At 55.8% G+C, this 16,805-nt stretch carries 17 protein-coding genes; 10 read left to right on the top strand and 7 right to left on the bottom strand.

The window, feature by feature from the left end; translation table 11 throughout:
• Positions 1 to 27: 27 nt before the first annotated feature.
• From WBL42_RS02305 to WBL42_RS02290, 4 genes are all read right to left on the bottom strand, one after another.
• A complete protein-coding gene (locus WBL42_RS02305; RefSeq protein ID WP_424719648.1) occupies positions 28 to 366 on the bottom strand; it encodes a response regulator in 339 nt (112 codons plus the stop codon).
• 49 nt (positions 367 to 415) lie between these two features.
• Entirely contained in the window at positions 416 to 2,839 is a 2,424-nt protein-coding gene (locus tag WBL42_RS02300; RefSeq protein WP_424719647.1) for a sensor histidine kinase, read from the bottom strand.
• A gap of 705 nt (positions 2,840 to 3,544) precedes the next feature.
• Positions 3,545 to 4,351, bottom strand: a complete 807-nt coding sequence (locus WBL42_RS02295) for an ABC transporter ATP-binding protein (RefSeq protein WP_424719646.1) — start codon at positions 4,349 to 4,351, stop codon at positions 3,545 to 3,547.
• Positions 4,338 to 4,685 carry an STAS domain-containing protein gene (locus WBL42_RS02290; protein WP_424719645.1) on the bottom strand — a complete coding sequence of 116 codons (348 nt, stop codon included), beginning with the start codon at positions 4,683 to 4,685 and terminating at the stop codon, positions 4,338 to 4,340. Before WBL42_RS02290 ends, WBL42_RS02295 begins: the two co-directional genes overlap by 14 nt.
• 129 nt (positions 4,686 to 4,814) lie before the next feature.
• Between WBL42_RS02290 and WBL42_RS02285 the strand changes: the two genes are divergently transcribed.
• Together WBL42_RS02285 and WBL42_RS02280 are read left to right on the top strand one after the other, a co-directional pair.
• Complete coding sequence (locus WBL42_RS02285; protein ID WP_424719644.1) at positions 4,815 to 6,197, top strand: PP2C family protein-serine/threonine phosphatase; 1,383 nt, start codon at positions 4,815 to 4,817, stop codon at positions 6,195 to 6,197.
• 1 nt (position 6,198) lies between these two features.
• On the top strand, positions 6,199 to 6,609 hold the full coding sequence (locus WBL42_RS02280; RefSeq protein WP_424719643.1) for an ATP-binding protein: 411 nt from the start codon (positions 6,199 to 6,201) through the stop codon (positions 6,607 to 6,609).
• Positions 6,610 to 6,611: 2 nt separating this feature from the next.
• Here WBL42_RS02280 and WBL42_RS02275 read toward each other — a convergent pair whose 3' ends face one another.
• Both WBL42_RS02275 and WBL42_RS02270 read right to left on the bottom strand, forming a co-directional pair.
• The gene (locus tag WBL42_RS02275; protein WP_424719642.1) at positions 6,612 to 7,922 is read right to left on the bottom strand and encodes an STAS domain-containing protein; all 1,311 of its coding nucleotides are present in this window, start codon (positions 7,920 to 7,922) and stop codon (positions 6,612 to 6,614) included.
• A 672-nt stretch (positions 7,923 to 8,594) separates the two neighbouring features.
• On the bottom strand, positions 8,595 to 8,720 hold the full coding sequence (locus tag WBL42_RS02270; protein ID WP_424719641.1) for a hypothetical protein: 126 nt from the start codon (positions 8,718 to 8,720) through the stop codon (positions 8,595 to 8,597).
• 72 nt (positions 8,721 to 8,792) lie between these two features.
• Between WBL42_RS02270 and WBL42_RS02265 the strand changes: the two genes are divergently transcribed.
• The 6 genes from WBL42_RS02265 (at position 8,793) to WBL42_RS02240 (ending at position 11,381) form a co-directional block, all read left to right on the top strand.
• A complete protein-coding gene (locus WBL42_RS02265) occupies positions 8,793 to 8,975 on the top strand; it encodes a hypothetical protein (protein ID WP_424719640.1) in 183 nt (60 codons plus the stop codon).
• Positions 8,976 to 9,048: 73 nt separating this feature from the next.
• Positions 9,049 to 9,273 carry a hypothetical protein gene (locus tag WBL42_RS02260; RefSeq protein ID WP_424719639.1) on the top strand — a complete coding sequence of 75 codons (225 nt, stop codon included), beginning with the start codon at positions 9,049 to 9,051 and terminating at the stop codon, positions 9,271 to 9,273.
• Positions 9,274 to 9,486: 213 nt separating this feature from the next.
• Positions 9,487 to 9,813: a transcriptional regulator gene (locus WBL42_RS02255; RefSeq protein WP_424719638.1), complete on the top strand. Its 327-nt coding sequence runs from the start codon at positions 9,487 to 9,489 to the stop codon at positions 9,811 to 9,813.
• Between the two features lie 3 nt (positions 9,814 to 9,816).
• Positions 9,817 to 10,347, top strand: a complete 531-nt coding sequence (locus tag WBL42_RS02250; protein ID WP_424719637.1) for a hypothetical protein — start codon at positions 9,817 to 9,819, stop codon at positions 10,345 to 10,347.
• Positions 10,348 to 10,351: 4 nt separating this feature from the next.
• Positions 10,352 to 10,678: a type II toxin-antitoxin system PemK/MazF family toxin gene (locus WBL42_RS02245; protein ID WP_424719636.1), complete on the top strand. Its 327-nt coding sequence runs from the start codon at positions 10,352 to 10,354 to the stop codon at positions 10,676 to 10,678.
• 145 nt (positions 10,679 to 10,823) lie between these two features.
• Positions 10,824 to 11,381, top strand: coding sequence for a hypothetical protein (locus WBL42_RS02240; RefSeq protein ID WP_424719635.1), 558 nt, complete (start codon positions 10,824 to 10,826; stop codon positions 11,379 to 11,381).
• Between the two features lie 778 nt (positions 11,382 to 12,159).
• Here the strand turns inward: WBL42_RS02240 and WBL42_RS02235 are convergent.
• The gene (locus WBL42_RS02235) at positions 12,160 to 12,738 is read right to left on the bottom strand and encodes an HdeD family acid-resistance protein (RefSeq protein ID WP_424719634.1); all 579 of its coding nucleotides are present in this window, start codon (positions 12,736 to 12,738) and stop codon (positions 12,160 to 12,162) included.
• A gap of 235 nt (positions 12,739 to 12,973) precedes the next feature.
• On the opposite strand from WBL42_RS02235, the gene WBL42_RS02230 reads away from it, so the two are divergent.
• Complete coding sequence (locus WBL42_RS02230) at positions 12,974 to 15,355, top strand: Orn/Lys/Arg decarboxylase N-terminal domain-containing protein (protein ID WP_424719633.1); 2,382 nt, start codon at positions 12,974 to 12,976, stop codon at positions 15,353 to 15,355.
• On the top strand, positions 15,352 to 16,794 hold the full coding sequence (locus tag WBL42_RS02225; protein ID WP_424719632.1) for an amino acid permease: 1,443 nt from the start codon (positions 15,352 to 15,354) through the stop codon (positions 16,792 to 16,794). Before WBL42_RS02230 ends, WBL42_RS02225 begins: the two co-directional genes overlap by 4 nt.
• Positions 16,795 to 16,805: the final 11 nt, after the last annotated feature.

Here is a 16,805-nt window from a genome sequence, read left to right as displayed (position 1 = left end):
CACGGGTTCTTTTCAATCAGCTTACCGTTATGTCCGATGATTCGCAGGAGATCGGCACACAGCGTTCCTGACAACAGCAAGCAGATCGGTATCAACGAACGGTTTGGTGATAACCCCGTCCGGTGCAACTTCCCGTATCCTTTCGAGCATACTCTCTGAAGTGTAGGCAGTAACAAAAATCAGGGGTATCGAAAACCGTTGCCGGATCTGCCGGGCGGTTTCGATCCCATCCAGCGATCCAGCAAGCCCTATATCCATCAGGATAAGATCGGGTGGGGGGGATTTTCCTAAAGCCTGGAGGGCAGTCTCCCCGGAAAAAACTGGATCAACCAGCCGATATCCAGCCTTTTCCAGTAACTCTGTCATGTGGAGAACAATAGGCCTTCGTCTTCCACAATCAGAATTGTTTCCCCGGTCATATGTTACCCTTGTTCATTCTGAAAATAAACGCTGTTCCTTTTTCTTTCTGAATAGAAATCTCCGCCCGGAGCTGGTGGCGGGCTAGGAAGTTCACCAGTTTGAGGCCGAACGATTTTGTAGTCAGGGGATCAAATCCCTCCGGTAATCCGCGGCCGTTATCCGCAACTGTCAGAATGTCCGTCCCATCCTCGTGGGCAAGCGAGACCTGGATCGTACAGGGTTCTCCCCGTACCGCCATACAGTCGAACCCGGGCGGGAATGCATACTTGAACGAATTGGTTACCAGCTCGTTGACGATCAGGCCGGCTGTGGTGGCACGGGAGATATCAAGGGCCACATCACGGACATCGACAACTGTCCGGACCTTCGCACGCTCTTCGTAAGAGCTGGCGACCTGGCTGGCAAGGGTATTCAGGTAGACATCCATATCCACTTTCGAAAATTTCCCGGTCCGGTACAGGGTCTCATGGATCAGGGCCATACTCCGGGCCCGGTTCTGGAGATCCAGCCTTAAAGTCCTGCCCCCATCGGTGTCCTTGTAGGAACCATCAAGGCTGAGTAACGAAATGAACGCGGTCAGGTTGTTCTTGACCCGGTGGTGGATCTCCGAGAGGAGCACCTCTTTTTCCGCGAGTGCTTCCCTCAGGTTTACCTCGCTCCGGGTCAACTCCTGTTCGCGAAGGCTGAGTTCTTCGATATTCTGCCGGAGTTCTTCATGCGCTGCATTGAGCTCTTCGTTAAGGACGTTGAGATCTTCATTTTTCTGCACCAGATGACGTTCATTGGCCAGAAGTACATCATTGGTCTGCCGGAGTTCTTCTTCCGTTGAAGCGATTTCTTCATAGGCGGCATTGAGATCCTCGTTCTTTTTAAGGAGTATCTCCTGGGATTGAGCCCGCTCAATAATATCGGCCGCCTGGCGGGCAAGCAGGTCCAGCAGTCGGAGCTGGCGGCCGTCAGGCCGGTGTGGAACTTTGAAGTGCGTCGAGAACATTCCGAGGGGTTTTCCCTCACGGCTCTTGAGCGGCGTAGACTGGACCGCCCGGATACCGGCTCTGAGCTGGATATCCAACCCCGGTGTGCCAATAAAAATCGGGCTTTGTTCGATGTCCTCGACAATCACCCGTTCTCCTTGTGCGAGCGCTGTTCCGCATGACCCCTTGCCCTTGCTGACGGAGTTCCAGTAATTTAGCCACCATTCCGGGAACCCGCGATGGGCTGCGATCCTGAGCCCGGATAACTCAGGGTCCACCAGCTGTATGTTGCCGAAATCCGCGCCGGTGATAGCAATCGCTGCATCGACTACCTCGGTAAGTATCAGTTCCAGATTCTCTTCATGTATGTACAACATACTGATTTTCTGCAGCGTTTTCATGGCTTCAAGATCGGTTTTCAGCTGATTTTCACTCGCCTGGAGATCTTGCTGAATTGAGGTGAGTTCCTCGTTCATGGCGCCGAGATCTTCGTTTTTCCGGACGAGTTCCTGCTCCGCGCGGTCAAGTGCCCCTCCTATCGCTCCAGAGACTTTCGCCACTACAAAAGCGGTGGCGAGAATAAAGACTACGAGCGTAGTCGAGAACAGGACCGCATCGTGGATGTTGAACCAGGAAGACAGTCCGACCAGCGCAAAATTTTCAACAAGAATAATATAGGCGACGAGGGGAACGAACACCCGGAGGAGGCGGGCGCCGATGGAATTACCGATCATGTACCTGGCCGGGACGGCTACAGGGCCGGCGGCAGCGATAAGGGCTACCCCCACGAAGAACGCGGCGAGCGCTGACAGAAATGCGATCGGAATGAATTGTGTCCCGTACAATAATGGATTGCCATACAAATAGCTCAGGATAAAGGTGAAGCTGACAAGAGAAATCGCCAGCCCGACTATACTGATCGTGTCAGGAATCCTCGTCGATTTTGCGGGCAGGCCAGAATCCCGGATGACAAACACCAGCGCAATTGCCGCGAGAACTGCGAGACCGGCAGCTGCCGGGGAGATCGGTGATGATGTGGGCCCGATAATACTCGTTCCTATCCCGACCAGGAGTATCTCAATAAAAAAATGACTTCCCTGGATATTGAAAACGAACTCGATGGTTTCTATGGCTGCGATGAGAAACAGGATTACCTGCACGACCCGCCCGGAGATCCGCTGTAGCTGTTTTGCAGCCTGATACGCGAGAACGGATCCGAGAAAGATCCAGATTAGGGCTGCGCTGAGTGACAGTGTCCTGTAATTTTGGTTCAGACTGCTGACGAGGGTGATACCGAAGTGTGCCGTGAAAATCCCAAGTACGCCAGTCACTGCAGCGAGAAGACCAAAAACAATGGTAAGGCGCCTGAATAGAAGTTTTTCCGACAATATATCAGCGGTATCGCACGATGCCCTTTTCTGCGGGGATTCAGGTTCAGTGGCCACGGGATCTTTCCTGCCGCAATACGTATTGGAGTGAATTATCTGTTATGGATAAATTTACAATGCAGAGTTAATAATTGTCGGATTGAAACAGTAATGTAATCCGGCCAGGCAGATGAATGTTTCAGGTGGTTCTGGTGCGTTATCGCGACTCGATGAAAAGGTTCTGGTGCGCCTGCGGTCGGTGACTAATATTTCACCTCGTTAACATTTCCCGATTAACTGCCAACGTATCAGTACCTCCGCACCAGACCTTTTTTGGCCCTGGGAATATATCCAGGCATTTTCGCTCCCGATTGCTACTATATCCTGAAAAACAGAACTTCCCTTGAAAATTGATAGTGTAAGATGATCTGATGCGGGTTTTTTAACCTCAAGATATTCAATTACGACGAACCCGGCCGCCCCGGCGGCGGATCGGTGACCAGATAAAAAAATGCCGGAAACTTCTGGCCCCGCTGTGCCCCGGAGAGGACCTGAGGCGGCGGACGCTCGTAGATATTTATCAGTTTTTCGGCTCTGCAGAAATCATTTTTTTCGAAGAGACGATGCCCCGAGTCAAATGGCAGGTAATACGTCGTCATCGCAACCGGGGGATGCCATAGCGGCGGGGGCAAAGCCCAAAAGAGCGTCAGCGATTATGAGGTTTTCTACAGAGCCAGTTTTTCGATTTTCAGCATTCAGTTTGAACGTTATCGGCCGGCCCCCTCACTCCTCCATCGCATAGTAGTACCCGCCCGCTTTCCTGACATGCACCGGCACCTCAAACAAATCCCCGATATGCCCGTCGGTTAACAGATCCTCTTTCCTGCCGTCATGCACAAACCGGCCGTCCTTCATCAGGATCACCCGGGAGATCTCCGGAATGATATCCGGCAGGTTGTGGGTGACAAGGATGATCCCCTTGCCGGACTGTGCGATCTTCCGGAGCGTCTGGCGGAAGGCATGCAGGGCATGCAGGTCGAGACTGTTGGTCGGTTCATCAAGGATGAGGGTGCGGGGGTCGTGCACGAGCGCCCTCCCGATAAGAAATCGCCGGGCCTCGCCGGAGGACATCTCCGTCATGCGCTTTGTACTGATATGCCCGATCCCGAGGAACGCGAGTATCTCATCGGCCCTGCGTTCCATCTCCTCCGGTATCTCCCGGTTGAAGAGCCCGACACTGGAGAAAAACCCGGACAGGACCACTTCCCTGCCGGTAATTTCGCGTGCAAATGCCTGCTGGAGATCGTTTGAAACGATACCGAATGCAGATCGCAGTTCGAACACGTCCCACACATCGTTCCCGTGGATCCGGAAGATCACCTTCCTTCCGTCAAGGACGGGATAGAACTCCCGGGTGATGGCCTTAATCAGCGATGATTTGCCGGCCCCGTTGGGTCCGAGAATGGCGAGGTGCTCCCCTTCATCTATGGTGAACGAGAGGGAGTCCAGGACCTGCCGCCCGCCGTTGAAAACGCTGACATTCCTAAATTCCAGGAGCGGGGGGACCAGCGGGCCATCACCAGCCGGCAAGGGCTTCTCCCTCGGAGGAGTGAATGGAAAAGATGGTAGTAAACCCTGCCAGCCTGAGGATCTTCAGCACCTCCGGCGAGAGACAGCAGAGACTGAACCGGTCATCGGCACCCTTGAGTTTTTTTGCCGTGGCCAGGAGGACGCGGAGGCCCCCGCTGCTGATATAGGGGACGCCGGAGAAATTCAGCAGCAGCCTGCGGCTGCCACCGGCGATCCCGGTATTGATTGCCTGTTCAAGTGCCGGCGCAGTGGCCGTATCGATCCTGCCGGCAATGGAGAGGATGAGCGAACCCTCCTGGTTTCTGGTCGATATTTCCACAACTATCCCTCGCAACGGGAAACTCCTTTTCCCGGTGTTCTTAAAAGCAATATCGGTGGCAAAAAAGATAATGCTATTGCCTGTAGCGGGGGCAGGAGCGGTCATTATTAAGATGGCCGGTGTTCAATACCGTACCTGATACACTTGGACACCACGATCCTTTCCTCCCTTCTGGTGCTGCTCCAGATGATCTGCGTGATCGTTGTGGTCGCATACCTGCTGACCCGCAGCAGGTTCTTCCCGGACGTACTTGACGGCCACCCTGCCGTGAAGGTCCAGGTACTCCTGGTACTGGTGTTTGGGGCACTCTCTGTTTATGGGACCGTTGCCGGCGTGGAGTTCATGGGTGCCATCATCAATATCCGGGATCTCGGGCCTATGCTGGCCGGGCTGCTGGGCGGACCCTGTGTGGGCCTCGGTGCCGGCCTGATAGGGGCCATATACCGCATGAGCCTCGGGGGGTTCACGGTCTATTCCTGCTCGCTCGCAACGGTGCTTGCCGGCCTGTTCGGGGGACTGATCTGGCTGGCAAACAAAAGGAAATTTGCCGGCATCACGGTCGCGGTCCTCTTTGCGGTGCTGATGGAAGGGCTGCACATGATCCTCACCATCGCGATCTCCCGCCCGTTCGACCAGGCGCTGGCCCTCGTGCAGACCATCTCAATACCGATGATCGTGGCCAACGCAGCCGGGATGTTCGTCTTTGCGTTTATTGTGGAGAACCTGAAGAACGAACGGAAGATGCAGGCCGAACGCGACACTCTGGTGCGGGAGATCGAGCGCAAGAACGCCGAACTGGCCATTGCAGCCGAGATCCAGCAGAGTTTCCTGCCCGACACGATCCCGCCGATCCCGGGGTTCGATGTCGCAGGCAGGAGCGTGATGGCAAAAGAGGTGGGCGGGGATTTTTTTGACGTCGTGCCTCTTGAAGTGATACCGATAGACAAAAGCCGGGTGGGGGTGATGATCGCCGGTGTCTCCGGAAAAGGGATCCCGGCCGCCCTTTTCATGGCACTGTCAAGGATCGTTATCCGGGTAAATGCCTCATGGTACCCCGACCGTCCTGCCGATGCGATCCGGGATGCCAACAAGATCATCACTGCCGATTCGAGAGCCGGTATGTTCGTTACCCTGTTCTACGGGATCCTGGATACGGAACAGAAATCCCTCACCTATGTGAATGCCGGCCACAACCCGCCGTTCCTCTGCCACGCGGCCGATGGATCGTTCGAGGAACTGCCATTGACCGGGATTGCAGTCGGGGTACAGATGGACGCGAACTACGGCTCGGAAACCAGGAAGCTGGTAACCGGCGACATCCTGGTACTTTATACGGACGGGATTACGGAAGCAGAAAATGCCGGTCTCGAGATGTACGGTGAAGAACGGCTGCGATCGATCATCGGCCGTTCGCGGAATGCCGGCGCCCGGGATATCATCACCGCGATCCTCGGGGACGTGAAGGTCTTCAGCGGGGAACACCCCCAGTCCGATGATATTACGCTGATGGTCATCAGGGTGGAATGATATGCAGGAGAACGCTTTTGTCCGTACGATTGCCTCAGATACCAGCGCGATCCCGGAAGTCTCAGCCTGTCTCAACACCCTGATGCGTGCCAGCGGATTTCCGGAGGACGATATCCTCGATACCCAGCTGGCGGTGGAGGAGGCGATCACCAACATTATCATGCACGGGTACATAAACGGGGAAGGTGCGATCACTGTATCGGGCCGGGCGGGAGACGGGACCGTTGAAGTCCGGCTGGAAGACCGGGCAGGGCCTTTCGATCCACTCAGCATCCCGGAACCTGACCTGGCCGGAGACCGGAAGATCGGCGGACTCGGGATCTTCCTGATCCGCCAGGTCATGGATGATGTCCGGTACCGGTTCGAAGACGGGAAAAATATTCTCGTTCTCACCAAAAGAAAAACGGCCTGATATCAGGCATCTTTTGTTACAGACTGGATATAGGCGACCCCGATCTTTGCCTTGCGCAGCCGGGTTGAATCCAGCAGGTGCCGCATATCGACAAACTCGCCGTCTCGTACGATCTTCTTTACCTGCGTGTTGAGGTCCAGCGAGGGATCATACGGTATATTCCGGAAGACGACCCCGTGGTTATGGAGGTACATCTCTTTTGCCCCTCCCGTATTCAGGGGGTTTGTGTAATACAGGGATTCGAGGGCCGCCGGGTTGAAATGTGCCAGCTCGTGAGTCATATCGATTCCTATGCCAAAACTTACGAGCGTATCGCCGCGATACGAGGTTCCCGTATCCGATGCGATCCATTCATTGACCTGCCCCGGGGCCATGATCGATTCTCCCCCCGGGGGTGCAGAGGCTGCAACAGGGGATTTTTTCAGGCCCGAACTGGCAAGACTGCTGATAATACCCCAGATCGTGACCGCAACGACCCCGCGGTAGCTGGCGAGCCGATCCTGTGCAGAAGAGAAAATGATCCGGTAAATATCCGTGATGCTGATCCCGTCGGGATTTGTTGTATCGAGCGTGAAATATTCATTGAACTGCCCTTCAAGCGTGATATTATATCCGGTATACACCGGGAGGTCGCCTTCGGGTGAATCCGCGGGAGTCAGGAAATCCGGGGTGTTGTTGCCATCCGTTGGGAGCCAGACCATGGACCCGTGCAGGGTGATCATCTCGCCCAGCAGGGGCATTGCCTCCCGTGCATCCGTACCCAGGGCCCCGAGGCCAAGGGAATACATTACCTCAGAGAACGTTCGCGTCCGGATATCGGATTCGGTGATCTTTGCATAGAGCACGTTATCCAGATCGCCGACAACGCGGAGCGCCGGGGGTGCGGTCATCCGCCCGGGTTCGAGGGTCAGCTTCACGCCTTCTTCCACGATCTTCTTGTAGAAGAGCTCGCCAAAGAGCGAGGGGTTTTTTCGTTTCCTGACCAGATCGGCAACAGCATCGCCCGCGGCAGGATAGAGTTCGAAGATCGTGGTGAAACCCGCCATATCCAGTACTTTTTTCGGGTATTCACCGACAGATGACAGGGCAAAGCGGCCGTCCCTCCGTTTCAGCTCTTTTTTCAGGCTGTTGAATACCCGTATCCCGCCGCTGCTCAGGTACGGTGAGCCGGCCATATCGATCACCAGTTCACGGTCGTCATCGTGGAGACCTTCCCGGATCCACGTCTCCAGTTGTTGTGCACCAAACGCATCCAGCCTTCCCGTGATAAAAAAGACAAGGACACCTTCTTTTCTCTCGCTCCTGGCTTCCATCGATCGTATGCTCCTGATAACCTATTTCCCGCAGGGGGTTTTTAAGATTGGGATTTTTCAAAAACACGTGACATTTGCATTTCCTCACGGGAACCGGAGGGGGTTCACGAGAGAATCTCCGCTTTGACACCGGGGGTGGAGATCTCTAAAAATAATCCGGGTACTTACCTCTGTAAGAACTGCCAAAACGGACAACCGTATGTCCGTGTGAATCGAGGTCCGGGAAGAAACGGGAGTCCGGTTCATTGCCGGATTATTACGAATACATTACCATTGTTGCCGGTTTTGGGAACAAGGAACAAAAACAATTTAAACATAGAGATTTATTTTACTGTTGTAAGGAAATCTTAAAATATGGAGCGGTGATGAAGTCGGGTTATCCAAAGTCCCAGCACATTATGATTATCATCCTGCTCTTCACCATCACATTTTTTTTACTGAACCTGCTTGTGCTTCCCACGCCGGCGTGACGGTCTGGAACTATGCTGACTATAACTGTAATGAAGACGGAAAGGCAGGACCAAAACTCAGAAAACAGGTTAATTCCAGGCACAGAAACCAGGTGCACGGCCACCCGGACCGTTCGCTTGAATGATACCCCCGGGGTCTGCACTCTCAGGCAACCTCCGGTAAAATAACAACAGGTCCGGTGCCGGTTCATTACCCTGATCCCTAAGGCATGAATGAGGTTTTGTAGAGGAAGTAGACGTTCAGGTACAGGGAAAAGACGAGGATGATTGCCCCCAGCATGAACAGCAGCATGTAGCTGTTCTCATGATCACAGGCTGTTGCTTCCATATATCCGGGATATTTGTTCAAAGTGATATATCCATTGGTTTTGTCCGCGGCCGGAACAACGAGGGATGTTCCGTGATCCGGATCCGCCCCCGCCACTTCGAGCGCGGAGGTCTCCCTGCCGGTACCCGTTCCTGCGATAATGGCACCTCCGTGACCCTGATGCAAAGGCGGGGGATTTTTTCATTCCGTCATGTCCGTCACGGAAACCTGCTGATAAAATTCGATCACCGGGCCGGGCGTGCACCGCAGGTATGATTCCATCGATCGGCAGCGTTCAGAGCAGACCTCCCATATGTGGTTTTAAGAGTCCGGCCCACCAACGATCTTCATGGATTCTGCAAGCGTAAAAAAATGGGCGATCTTTTTTGCCGGTATTCTTTGTGCGGCCCTGATCGCGAATGCCTTATCGACTGTGATCATTGGAGCAGCACAATTAACCGGCGCTGCGGGCTTCATCATCAGCTTTGTGCTGTACGCGGTATTTTTCTTTGGTGTTCTCTACATTATTGAAAAGATCACCGGGGTCACGTTCTTCAGGTTTTCGTACGACTGATCTTTGAGGTGCTGATATAATGCAGCGTACCCTTCGAAAATCCGCGCTTCTTCCACTCCGTATATGGGATACTCAATATCTTTTTCCGCTAGCCCACGCGGCGAGGGGGCTCCAGCCCCGATGAGCGGCCCCCCCAACTTTAACTTTTAAGTAAATAACAAAGTAAATAACCCGTCCCGCTAACACTCATGAGAAGAAACAGGAGAGCACACCATGCAGAACGACATCCTCTCCATCTTAAACGAATCCGGATCCCTCAACGCGAAAGTCTTCTCGCTCGTCCGGTTCAAACTGCTCGCAAGCCTCTCCTCGCTCGGGCAGGACGGGGCAACCTACCGCGAACTCAAAGCGGCACTCGACATCAATGACGGCGTGCTGTTCGCAAACCTCAATGTCCTCAAGGAGATGGGATATCTTACGTCCGGGAAGATCACCACGGACGGAAAGGAACTCGAACTCTATACCATCACGCCCGAAGGACAGGAAGAATGGAAACGGACCAAAGCCTGGCTGTGCAGGTTCCTCCATTGCGGAGCATGAACTATGGAAAAACGGAAAAAAGCGATCGCCTTCTTCAAGGAACTGGGCTTTGCCTTCGATATCTCCCGGTTCGATGACCGGCTCATCGCCCAGAAACTGGTCTGCCTCTTCGAACTACGGGGCATCGATCTCGGGTACTCCTGCAGCCTGTACGTGCGGGGACCCTATTCCCCGGACCTGACAAAGGATCTTTACGAATTCACGGGAGAGTTCGAGAAGCTGGAGACCGGTGCCCGGCTGAGTGTACCGGAAAAAGAGGTTGCCGGGGAACTCGGCAGGATCTTCGGGCTGAAGCCGGTCCCGCTCGAAGTCGGCGCAACCTACGGGTATTATGCGCTCCGGCAGAAGAGCGATCCGCTCGTTGCGCTCCGGCAGGTCAGGCAGCTCAAGCCGTTCTATTCGGAAGCCCAGGTGGCCATCGGTATCTCGAAAGCAAAAGAGTTCCTCTTCACGCCGGGTAAGGAGGATCTCGAAGCGCTGAAAGCCGAGACCGGTATCTGGCAGAGGGCGGCCCTGAAATCCCTGAAGCACTGACCGGATGAAGCACGGCGATATCTGGCTTGTCGATCTTTCGGATGCAAAAGGGCACGAGCAGAGAGGTGTCCGGCCGGGTGTCGTTATGGGACATGCAAATGGCATGACCCTTGTCGTTCCCCTCACGACGACCCTGGGTACCGCACGATTCTCGCATACGTGTCTCATCTCACCCGGGCCGCACAACGGTCTTGATGTCGACAGTATCGCACTCGTGTTCCAGATCGTAGCCCTTGACCGGAACCGGTTCCTGCACCGGATCGGCGCCGTCAGCGAAGGCCAGCGGCAGGCGATCATCGCACTGATACGCGACCTGCTGGGGCTGGATTAACTTTTTTAAAGCTGCCGGATGATGCGCCGGAGCCGTAGTCTCGGGAATAGTCAGATCGCCCTGTTCTTTTTTTCAAAATCCGTGAACTGTCCAAAATTTTATAAGATCTGCCGTGAATTGCGGGGTGTCTCCAAAGGTGATTTTATTGAAGAACACAACTCTTCTCGTTATCCTGCTTGCTGCTGCCCTGATGCTTGTCGCCGGGTGCACCCAGCAGGCGGCCCAGCCGGCCCCCACCCCCCAGCCAACGATGACTGTGCCCGTTCAGTCAGCCCCGCTGCCGGACACGGTCAGGCTCTCTGCATCATCGTTCGGAAACGTGCTTGTAGATGCCCGGGGGCGGACCCTGTATTTCTACGCAAACGACGTGCAGGGAAGCGATGCGAGTACCTGTACCGGGCAGTGCGCAGTAACCTGGCCGGTATTTTCTACCGATGCGATCAGGGTCTCATCGCCCCTGGACCCGGCCGATTTCGGGACATTCACCCGGGCCGATGGATCGAAGCAGACCAGCTACAAAGGCTGGCCGCTCTATTACTCATCGTATGACCTCAAACCGGGCGACATCAACGGTTCGGGCATCGATAACCTCTGGAATGTTGCGAATATTCCCGGAACCGTGGTCACTACACCTCCCACGACCATTCCTACCACAAGACAGACACCGAGCCTTGCCACCGGTGGTGGTGGCGGGGGATATTGATCCATCCCTTTTTTTGATCCGGAAAAGGTCGTTGTCCCGTCTGGCATGGAACAGGGACTTTTTTGCCCGGTCTGAATCACTCCACGTAATTTCCTTCCGCCGCATCTCACTCGCGTTTACCGGCGCTGCATTCTTCTTCTTCCCGTTCTTCATCATCCTGCCAAAGATAATCCGGCTGGCGATGCTGGCGGATACGGACGCGATCCCCGGCACATCCGGGAAGAACGGGCACGCGAAACGTGTTCCGGGCCTTATTCGCCGCACTGGCCGGGCTGGTGCTCGCGCAGTTCGTGGACCCGGCGATCGCTCAGCAGATCGTGGGGATGATCGCAGGGATCGTAGTGTGACCCGGTCCCCGCCTTTTTAATTTTTCATCAGGAGACGACGGCCGCTACTGCCGAATTCCGACCGTTACGATGAAATGTCCCGGCATCACTCGTTGCTGCGTCTGGGCTTCCAGACCTGCCTCTTCAAACAAGTTTCGTACTTATGGTTGATTGCGGATTTTGCGATGGTGAATAAATTTTACCAGGAACCGGGGAACAGCAACATCAGCGAGAAGAAATTGACCCCCGGGACGCAGGACGGCAAATTCTTCTTCGTCTCCCGGTTGAAAACTGTACTTTTTTCTGTCTCAATTGCCTTACCGGATTTTTCCGGGATCACTTCAGGTATTTGTTATGCGACAGATAAAGTGCATTTGGTTATATATATCGAGAAAATTCTGCATAACCAGGATCTGCGATCAGGGAAAGAGATTCTCAAAAAAAAAGTGGTTCTATGGATTACACGGGCCCGGGGTTTCCTGGTACTTCTTTGCCACGAACGAGACATAGATCGAGGCAAGGCCGAAGACTACGGCAAAGCCGCCGGCCACGTACGGCAGCAGCGCAGCGACAATAAACGGGTTGATGAGAAGGAGGAGCCCGAAGATCATGCTGATAATACCAAGGACTGCGTTGCCCGCATCCTTCATGATCCAGCCATGATACAGGTGCGAGACACCGATAAAAATCGCCCAGAACCCGATAAAGATCACGAAGAACGAGAGGACAAAGATCGTGCTGAACCACGGGTAGAGCAGGATCAGTATCCCGGCAAGGATGTTGATGACCGCAAGGAAGATTTTCCATCCCATGTGCGAACGGTCAACCACGAGGCTGCTGATCGCAAAGATGCCGCCCACAAGCCAGTAGGCACCCATGAACGTGATGAGGAGCACCGTGGTCATGCCGGGGGTGATAAGGAACATGCAGCCGATGAGAAGCGTCAGGATTCCCCAGACGAGCAGGAGCCACCAGGGAAAGACGCTGGGACCCGTGAGGAACTGGTCCGGAACAGTAATTTCTTCAGTCATGTGATCATTTCCGGTGTAAAATACCCCGAGATAGTATATCTAATATTCCATTTTTGCGCTCTGTCAGACGCGGTGACAGGATAACGGAAAAACCGGGGGCTCCGTGAAGTGAGAGGCTAATCGCTTGCACCAGATCCCCTCCTTTTAATTACAGGCATCCCCAAGCGATGTTCATGAGTTCGTTCACAATCCACGAAGTACCGGGTCAGGAAAGTCCCGACAAGGGAGACGTGCCATGAACCCGGAAGAGAAACTCCAGCTGGCAATCCTTGACGATACGATCCACACGGAAACCCCGCACGGCCGGGCGATCCGGCGGATCGTCAAGGGCATCGAGGAGTTCGGCATCACCGTCTCGGACATCTCCTCGCCGGCCGATGCCCGCGCAGCCGCCTCCAACCTGCCGGAGATCGACTGCGTGCTGATCAACTGGAACCTCGGGGGTGACACACCCGAGAAGCACCGGGTGACCGCAGGGATCATCCACGAGATCCGCCAGCGCAACGAGGAGATCCCGATCTTCCTCATGGGCGAGCCTACATCGGCCGCACCCGCAACCCTGACGATCGACATGATCAAGGAGATCAACGAGTACATCTGGGTGATGGAGGATACCCCGGAATTTATCGCGGGCCGCATCACGGCCGCAGCGAAACGGTACCGCCAGAAACTCCTGCCCCCGTTCTTTGGCGCACTCGTGCAGTTCTCGGACGACTTCGAGTATTCCTGGCATACGCCGGGCCATGCCGGCGGGATCGCCTTCCGCAAATCCCCGGCCGGCAGGGCATTTTTCAAGTTCTTCGGCGAACAGCTCTTCCGCTCCGATCTCTCGATCTCGGTCGGGGAACTCGGATCCCTGCTGGACCATTCGGGGCCGGTCGGCGAGGCCGAACGGTACGCAGCAAAAGTGTTCGGCGCAGACATGACCTATTTCGTCACGAACGGCACCTCGACAGCGAACAAGATCGTCTTCTTCGGCCGGGTCACGCAGGATGACATCGTGCTCGTGGACCGGAACTGCCACAAGTCCGCAGAACACGCCCTGACCATGACCCATTCCGTTGCGGTCTACCTGCTCCCGACAAGAAACCGGTACGGGATCATCGGCCCGATCCCGCCGGACCAGATGAGCCCGGCTGCCATACGGGAGAAGATCCGGTCCTGCCCCCTTTCCGCCACCGCGGAGAGCCAGGTACCGGTCCATGCGATCGTCACCAACTCGACCTACGATGGTCTCTGCTACCATGCGGCAGAGGTGGAGAGGCTGCTTGGGAAGAGCGTGGACAGCATCCATTTCGACGAGGCCTGGTACGCCTATGCCCGGTTCAACCCTATCTACCGGGACCGGTTCGCGATGCGCGACGGGGCACGGGACCCCGAAGGCCCGACCGTCTTTGCCACCCAGTCCACCCACAAGCTCCTTGCCGCGCTCTCGCAGGCATCGATGGTCCATGTCCGGCACGGGCGCGTCCCCGTCGACCATGCCCGGTTCAACGAGGGCTTCATGATGCACAGCTCCACCTCTCCGCTCTACCCGATCATCGCCTCCTGCGATGTCTCGTCGAAGATGATGGACGGGGCGCCGGGCAGGGTCCTCACCACGGAATCGATCGAAGAGGCGATCCGGTTCCGGCGGACCATGGCCCGTATCGCCCGGGAGATCGGCCACGGGAAGACCCCGCAGGACTGGTGGTTCGGCATGTGGCAGCCGGATACGATTCCTGATGCGAAGACAAAGAAGCCCGTCGCGTTTGCCGATGCCCCCATGGAATGGCTCCGTGACGATCCCTCCTGCTGGGTGCTGCACCCGGGCGGGAAGTGGCATGGGTTTACCGGCCTGCCGGACAATTACTGCATGCTCGACCCGATCAAGGTGACCGTGCTGATGCCGGGCGTGAAGGAGAACGGATCTCTGGAAAAGTGGGGCATCCCGGCAGCGATCGTGGTGAAATTCCTCGATACCCGGGGCATCATCAACGAGAAGTCCGGCGATTACGACATCCTCTTTCTCTTCTCTATGGGGATCACCAAGGGCAAGTGGGGCACCCTGATCACGGAGCTCTTCGGGTTCAAACGGCTGTACGACGAGGGGGCACCCATTGCTGATATCTTCCCCGACCTCGTGGAAAAATGGCCGGAGCAATACAAGGGCCTGACGCTCAGGGGGCTCTCGGACAGGATGCATGCGTTCAAGAAGGAGCACCGGATGTGCGAGCTCCTCCAGGAAGCTTTTGCAATCCTCCCGGAGCCCGCCATTACGTATGCAAAAGCCTACAAAAAACTGGTCAGGAACGAAGTTGAGCATGTCCCCGTTTGCGAAGCTGGCGGGAGGATCGTGGCTACCGGTATCGTACCGTATCCCCCGGGCATCCCGATCCTTGCACCGGGCGAGCGGACCGGCCGGCAGGACGGCCCGCTGCTCAAGTACCTCACTGTACTCCAGGCATTCGACAACGCATTCCCGGGATTCGAACATGATACCCACGGAATTGAATGTGAGAACGGCGTGTACCGGATGTATTGCGTAAAAGAGGAAACGAATGGTACAACAACGGAGATGAAGAAGAATATGAAGACGGCAACAAAGAGGGCGGCAAAGCGAGAGGCAAAGAAATGACCGATACTGCAGGCACCGGCGGAGAACCTGGATCAAAGAAGGTCCTGGGCCTCTTCGCCCTCGCCATGATAAACGTGGCGGCCGTGCTGAGTATCAGGAATTTTCCCTCCATGGCGATCTATGGCTGGTCCTGCATCGGCTGGTACATCATCGGCGCCGTCCTCTTCCTCATCCCCATATCGCTTGCCGGTGCCGAACTGGCTACCGGGTGGCCGGAGGGAGGCGGGGTCTATGCATGGGTGAAACAGGCATTCGGCGAGAAGGGAGGATTCACCGCGCTGTTCTGCGAGTGGTCGAACAACCTGGTCTGGTTCCCCACGGTCCTCTCGTTTATCGCGTCCACGCTGGCGTTTGCCCTTACCCCGGCGCTGGCCACCAGCCCGTATTACATGTTCGGTGTCATGATGATCGCGTTCTGGGGCACGACCGCCATTGCGTATTTCGGGGAAGAGGCATCCACAAAATTCGGTAATACCGGAGTGATCCTCGGGAGCATTATCCCGGCAATCCTGATCATCGTCCTCGGCGTATGGTGGATCGGTTCCGGCCAGGTGCTCGTCCTCCCGTCATTGTCCCTGGGGGCGATGGTCCCGACGATCAATGTTGATACCCTGCCGTTCTTCGCCACGATCATCCTGCTCTTTGCCGGTATGGAGATGGCAGGGTTCCATGCGCTGGAGACCAGGAACCCCCAGAGGGACTTCCCGCGTGCCATGGCCCTGTCGGCGGCAATCATCGTGATCTGTACCGTCCTTGCCACGCTCGCCATTGCCGTGGTGATCCCCGCTGGCCAGCTCAACCTTGCATCGGGGGTCATGCAGGCAATCCAGTACTTCTTCAACGCCGCCCACATGCCCGGGCTCGTGGCACCCATGGCGGTGCTGATCACGCTCGGAGGGGTTGTCTCGCTCGCGGCCTGGCTGATCGGACCGGCAAAAGGGCTTGGCATTGTGGCGGAGGAAGGTAACATGCCGCCGATGTTCGACCGGACCAACAAGTACGGGGCGCCGGTAGCCGTCCTGGTCATGCAGGCGCTGATCGGCTCGCTGATCTCGCTGCTCTATGTCTTCCTCCCCTCGGTCAACCAGGCATACTGGATCCTCTCGGCCATGACCGTTGAGCTGCTCTGCATTGTGTATATCCTTGTCTTTGCGTCCGTGATCAAACTCCGGTACAGCCAGCCGGACAAGCCCCGTTCCTTCACGATACCGGGAGGGATGGCCGGGGTATGGATTGTCGGAGGGCTCGGGTTGTTCGGCACGATTCTTGCGTTTGTCGTCGGCCTCATGCCCCCGTCGTTCTTCGCGTCAGATGGGCTTGCTTACGTACTCTCTGTCCTGCTCGGTACCTTCCTCCTGGCGGTCCCCCCGCTCGTATTTCTTAAATTCAAAAAACCCGGGTGGCAGAGATCGGCTTCTGCAAAGGAGGTCCCGCCATGAGCCGGCATACC

The sequence above is a fragment of the Methanoregula sp. genome (assembly GCF_049686655.1).
GTDB lineage: Archaea > Halobacteriota > Methanomicrobia > Methanomicrobiales > Methanospirillaceae > Methanoregula.
This window is presented reverse-complemented; position numbering and strand designations above follow the sequence as displayed.

Bases quoted from the DNA above. Each gene is read 5' to 3' on its own strand.
- WBL42_RS02305 (WP_424719648.1), bottom strand. From the start codon at position 366: ATGACAGAGTTACTGGAAAAGGCTGGATATCGGCTGGTTGATCCAGTT.
- WBL42_RS02280 (WP_424719643.1), top strand. From the start codon at position 6,199: ATGCAGGAGAACGCTTTTGTCCGTACGATTGCCTCAGATACCAGCGCG.
- WBL42_RS02275 (WP_424719642.1), bottom strand. From the start codon at position 7,922: ATGGAAGCCAGGAGCGAGAGAAAAGAAGGTGTCCTTGTCTTTTTTATC.
- WBL42_RS02270 (WP_424719641.1), bottom strand. From the start codon at position 8,720: ATGGAAGCAACAGCCTGTGATCATGAGAACAGCTACATGCTGCTGTTC.
- WBL42_RS02260 (WP_424719639.1), top strand. From the start codon at position 9,049: ATGGATTCTGCAAGCGTAAAAAAATGGGCGATCTTTTTTGCCGGTATT.
- WBL42_RS02255 (WP_424719638.1), top strand. From the start codon at position 9,487: ATGCAGAACGACATCCTCTCCATCTTAAACGAATCCGGATCCCTCAAC.
- WBL42_RS02250 (WP_424719637.1), top strand. From the start codon at position 9,817: ATGGAAAAACGGAAAAAAGCGATCGCCTTCTTCAAGGAACTGGGCTTT.
- WBL42_RS02245 (WP_424719636.1), top strand. From the start codon at position 10,352: ATGAAGCACGGCGATATCTGGCTTGTCGATCTTTCGGATGCAAAAGGG.
- WBL42_RS02235 (WP_424719634.1), bottom strand. From the start codon at position 12,738: ATGACTGAAGAAATTACTGTTCCGGACCAGTTCCTCACGGGTCCCAGC.
- WBL42_RS02230 (WP_424719633.1), top strand. From the start codon at position 12,974: ATGAACCCGGAAGAGAAACTCCAGCTGGCAATCCTTGACGATACGATC.
- WBL42_RS02225 (WP_424719632.1), top strand. From the start codon at position 15,352: ATGACCGATACTGCAGGCACCGGCGGAGAACCTGGATCAAAGAAGGTC.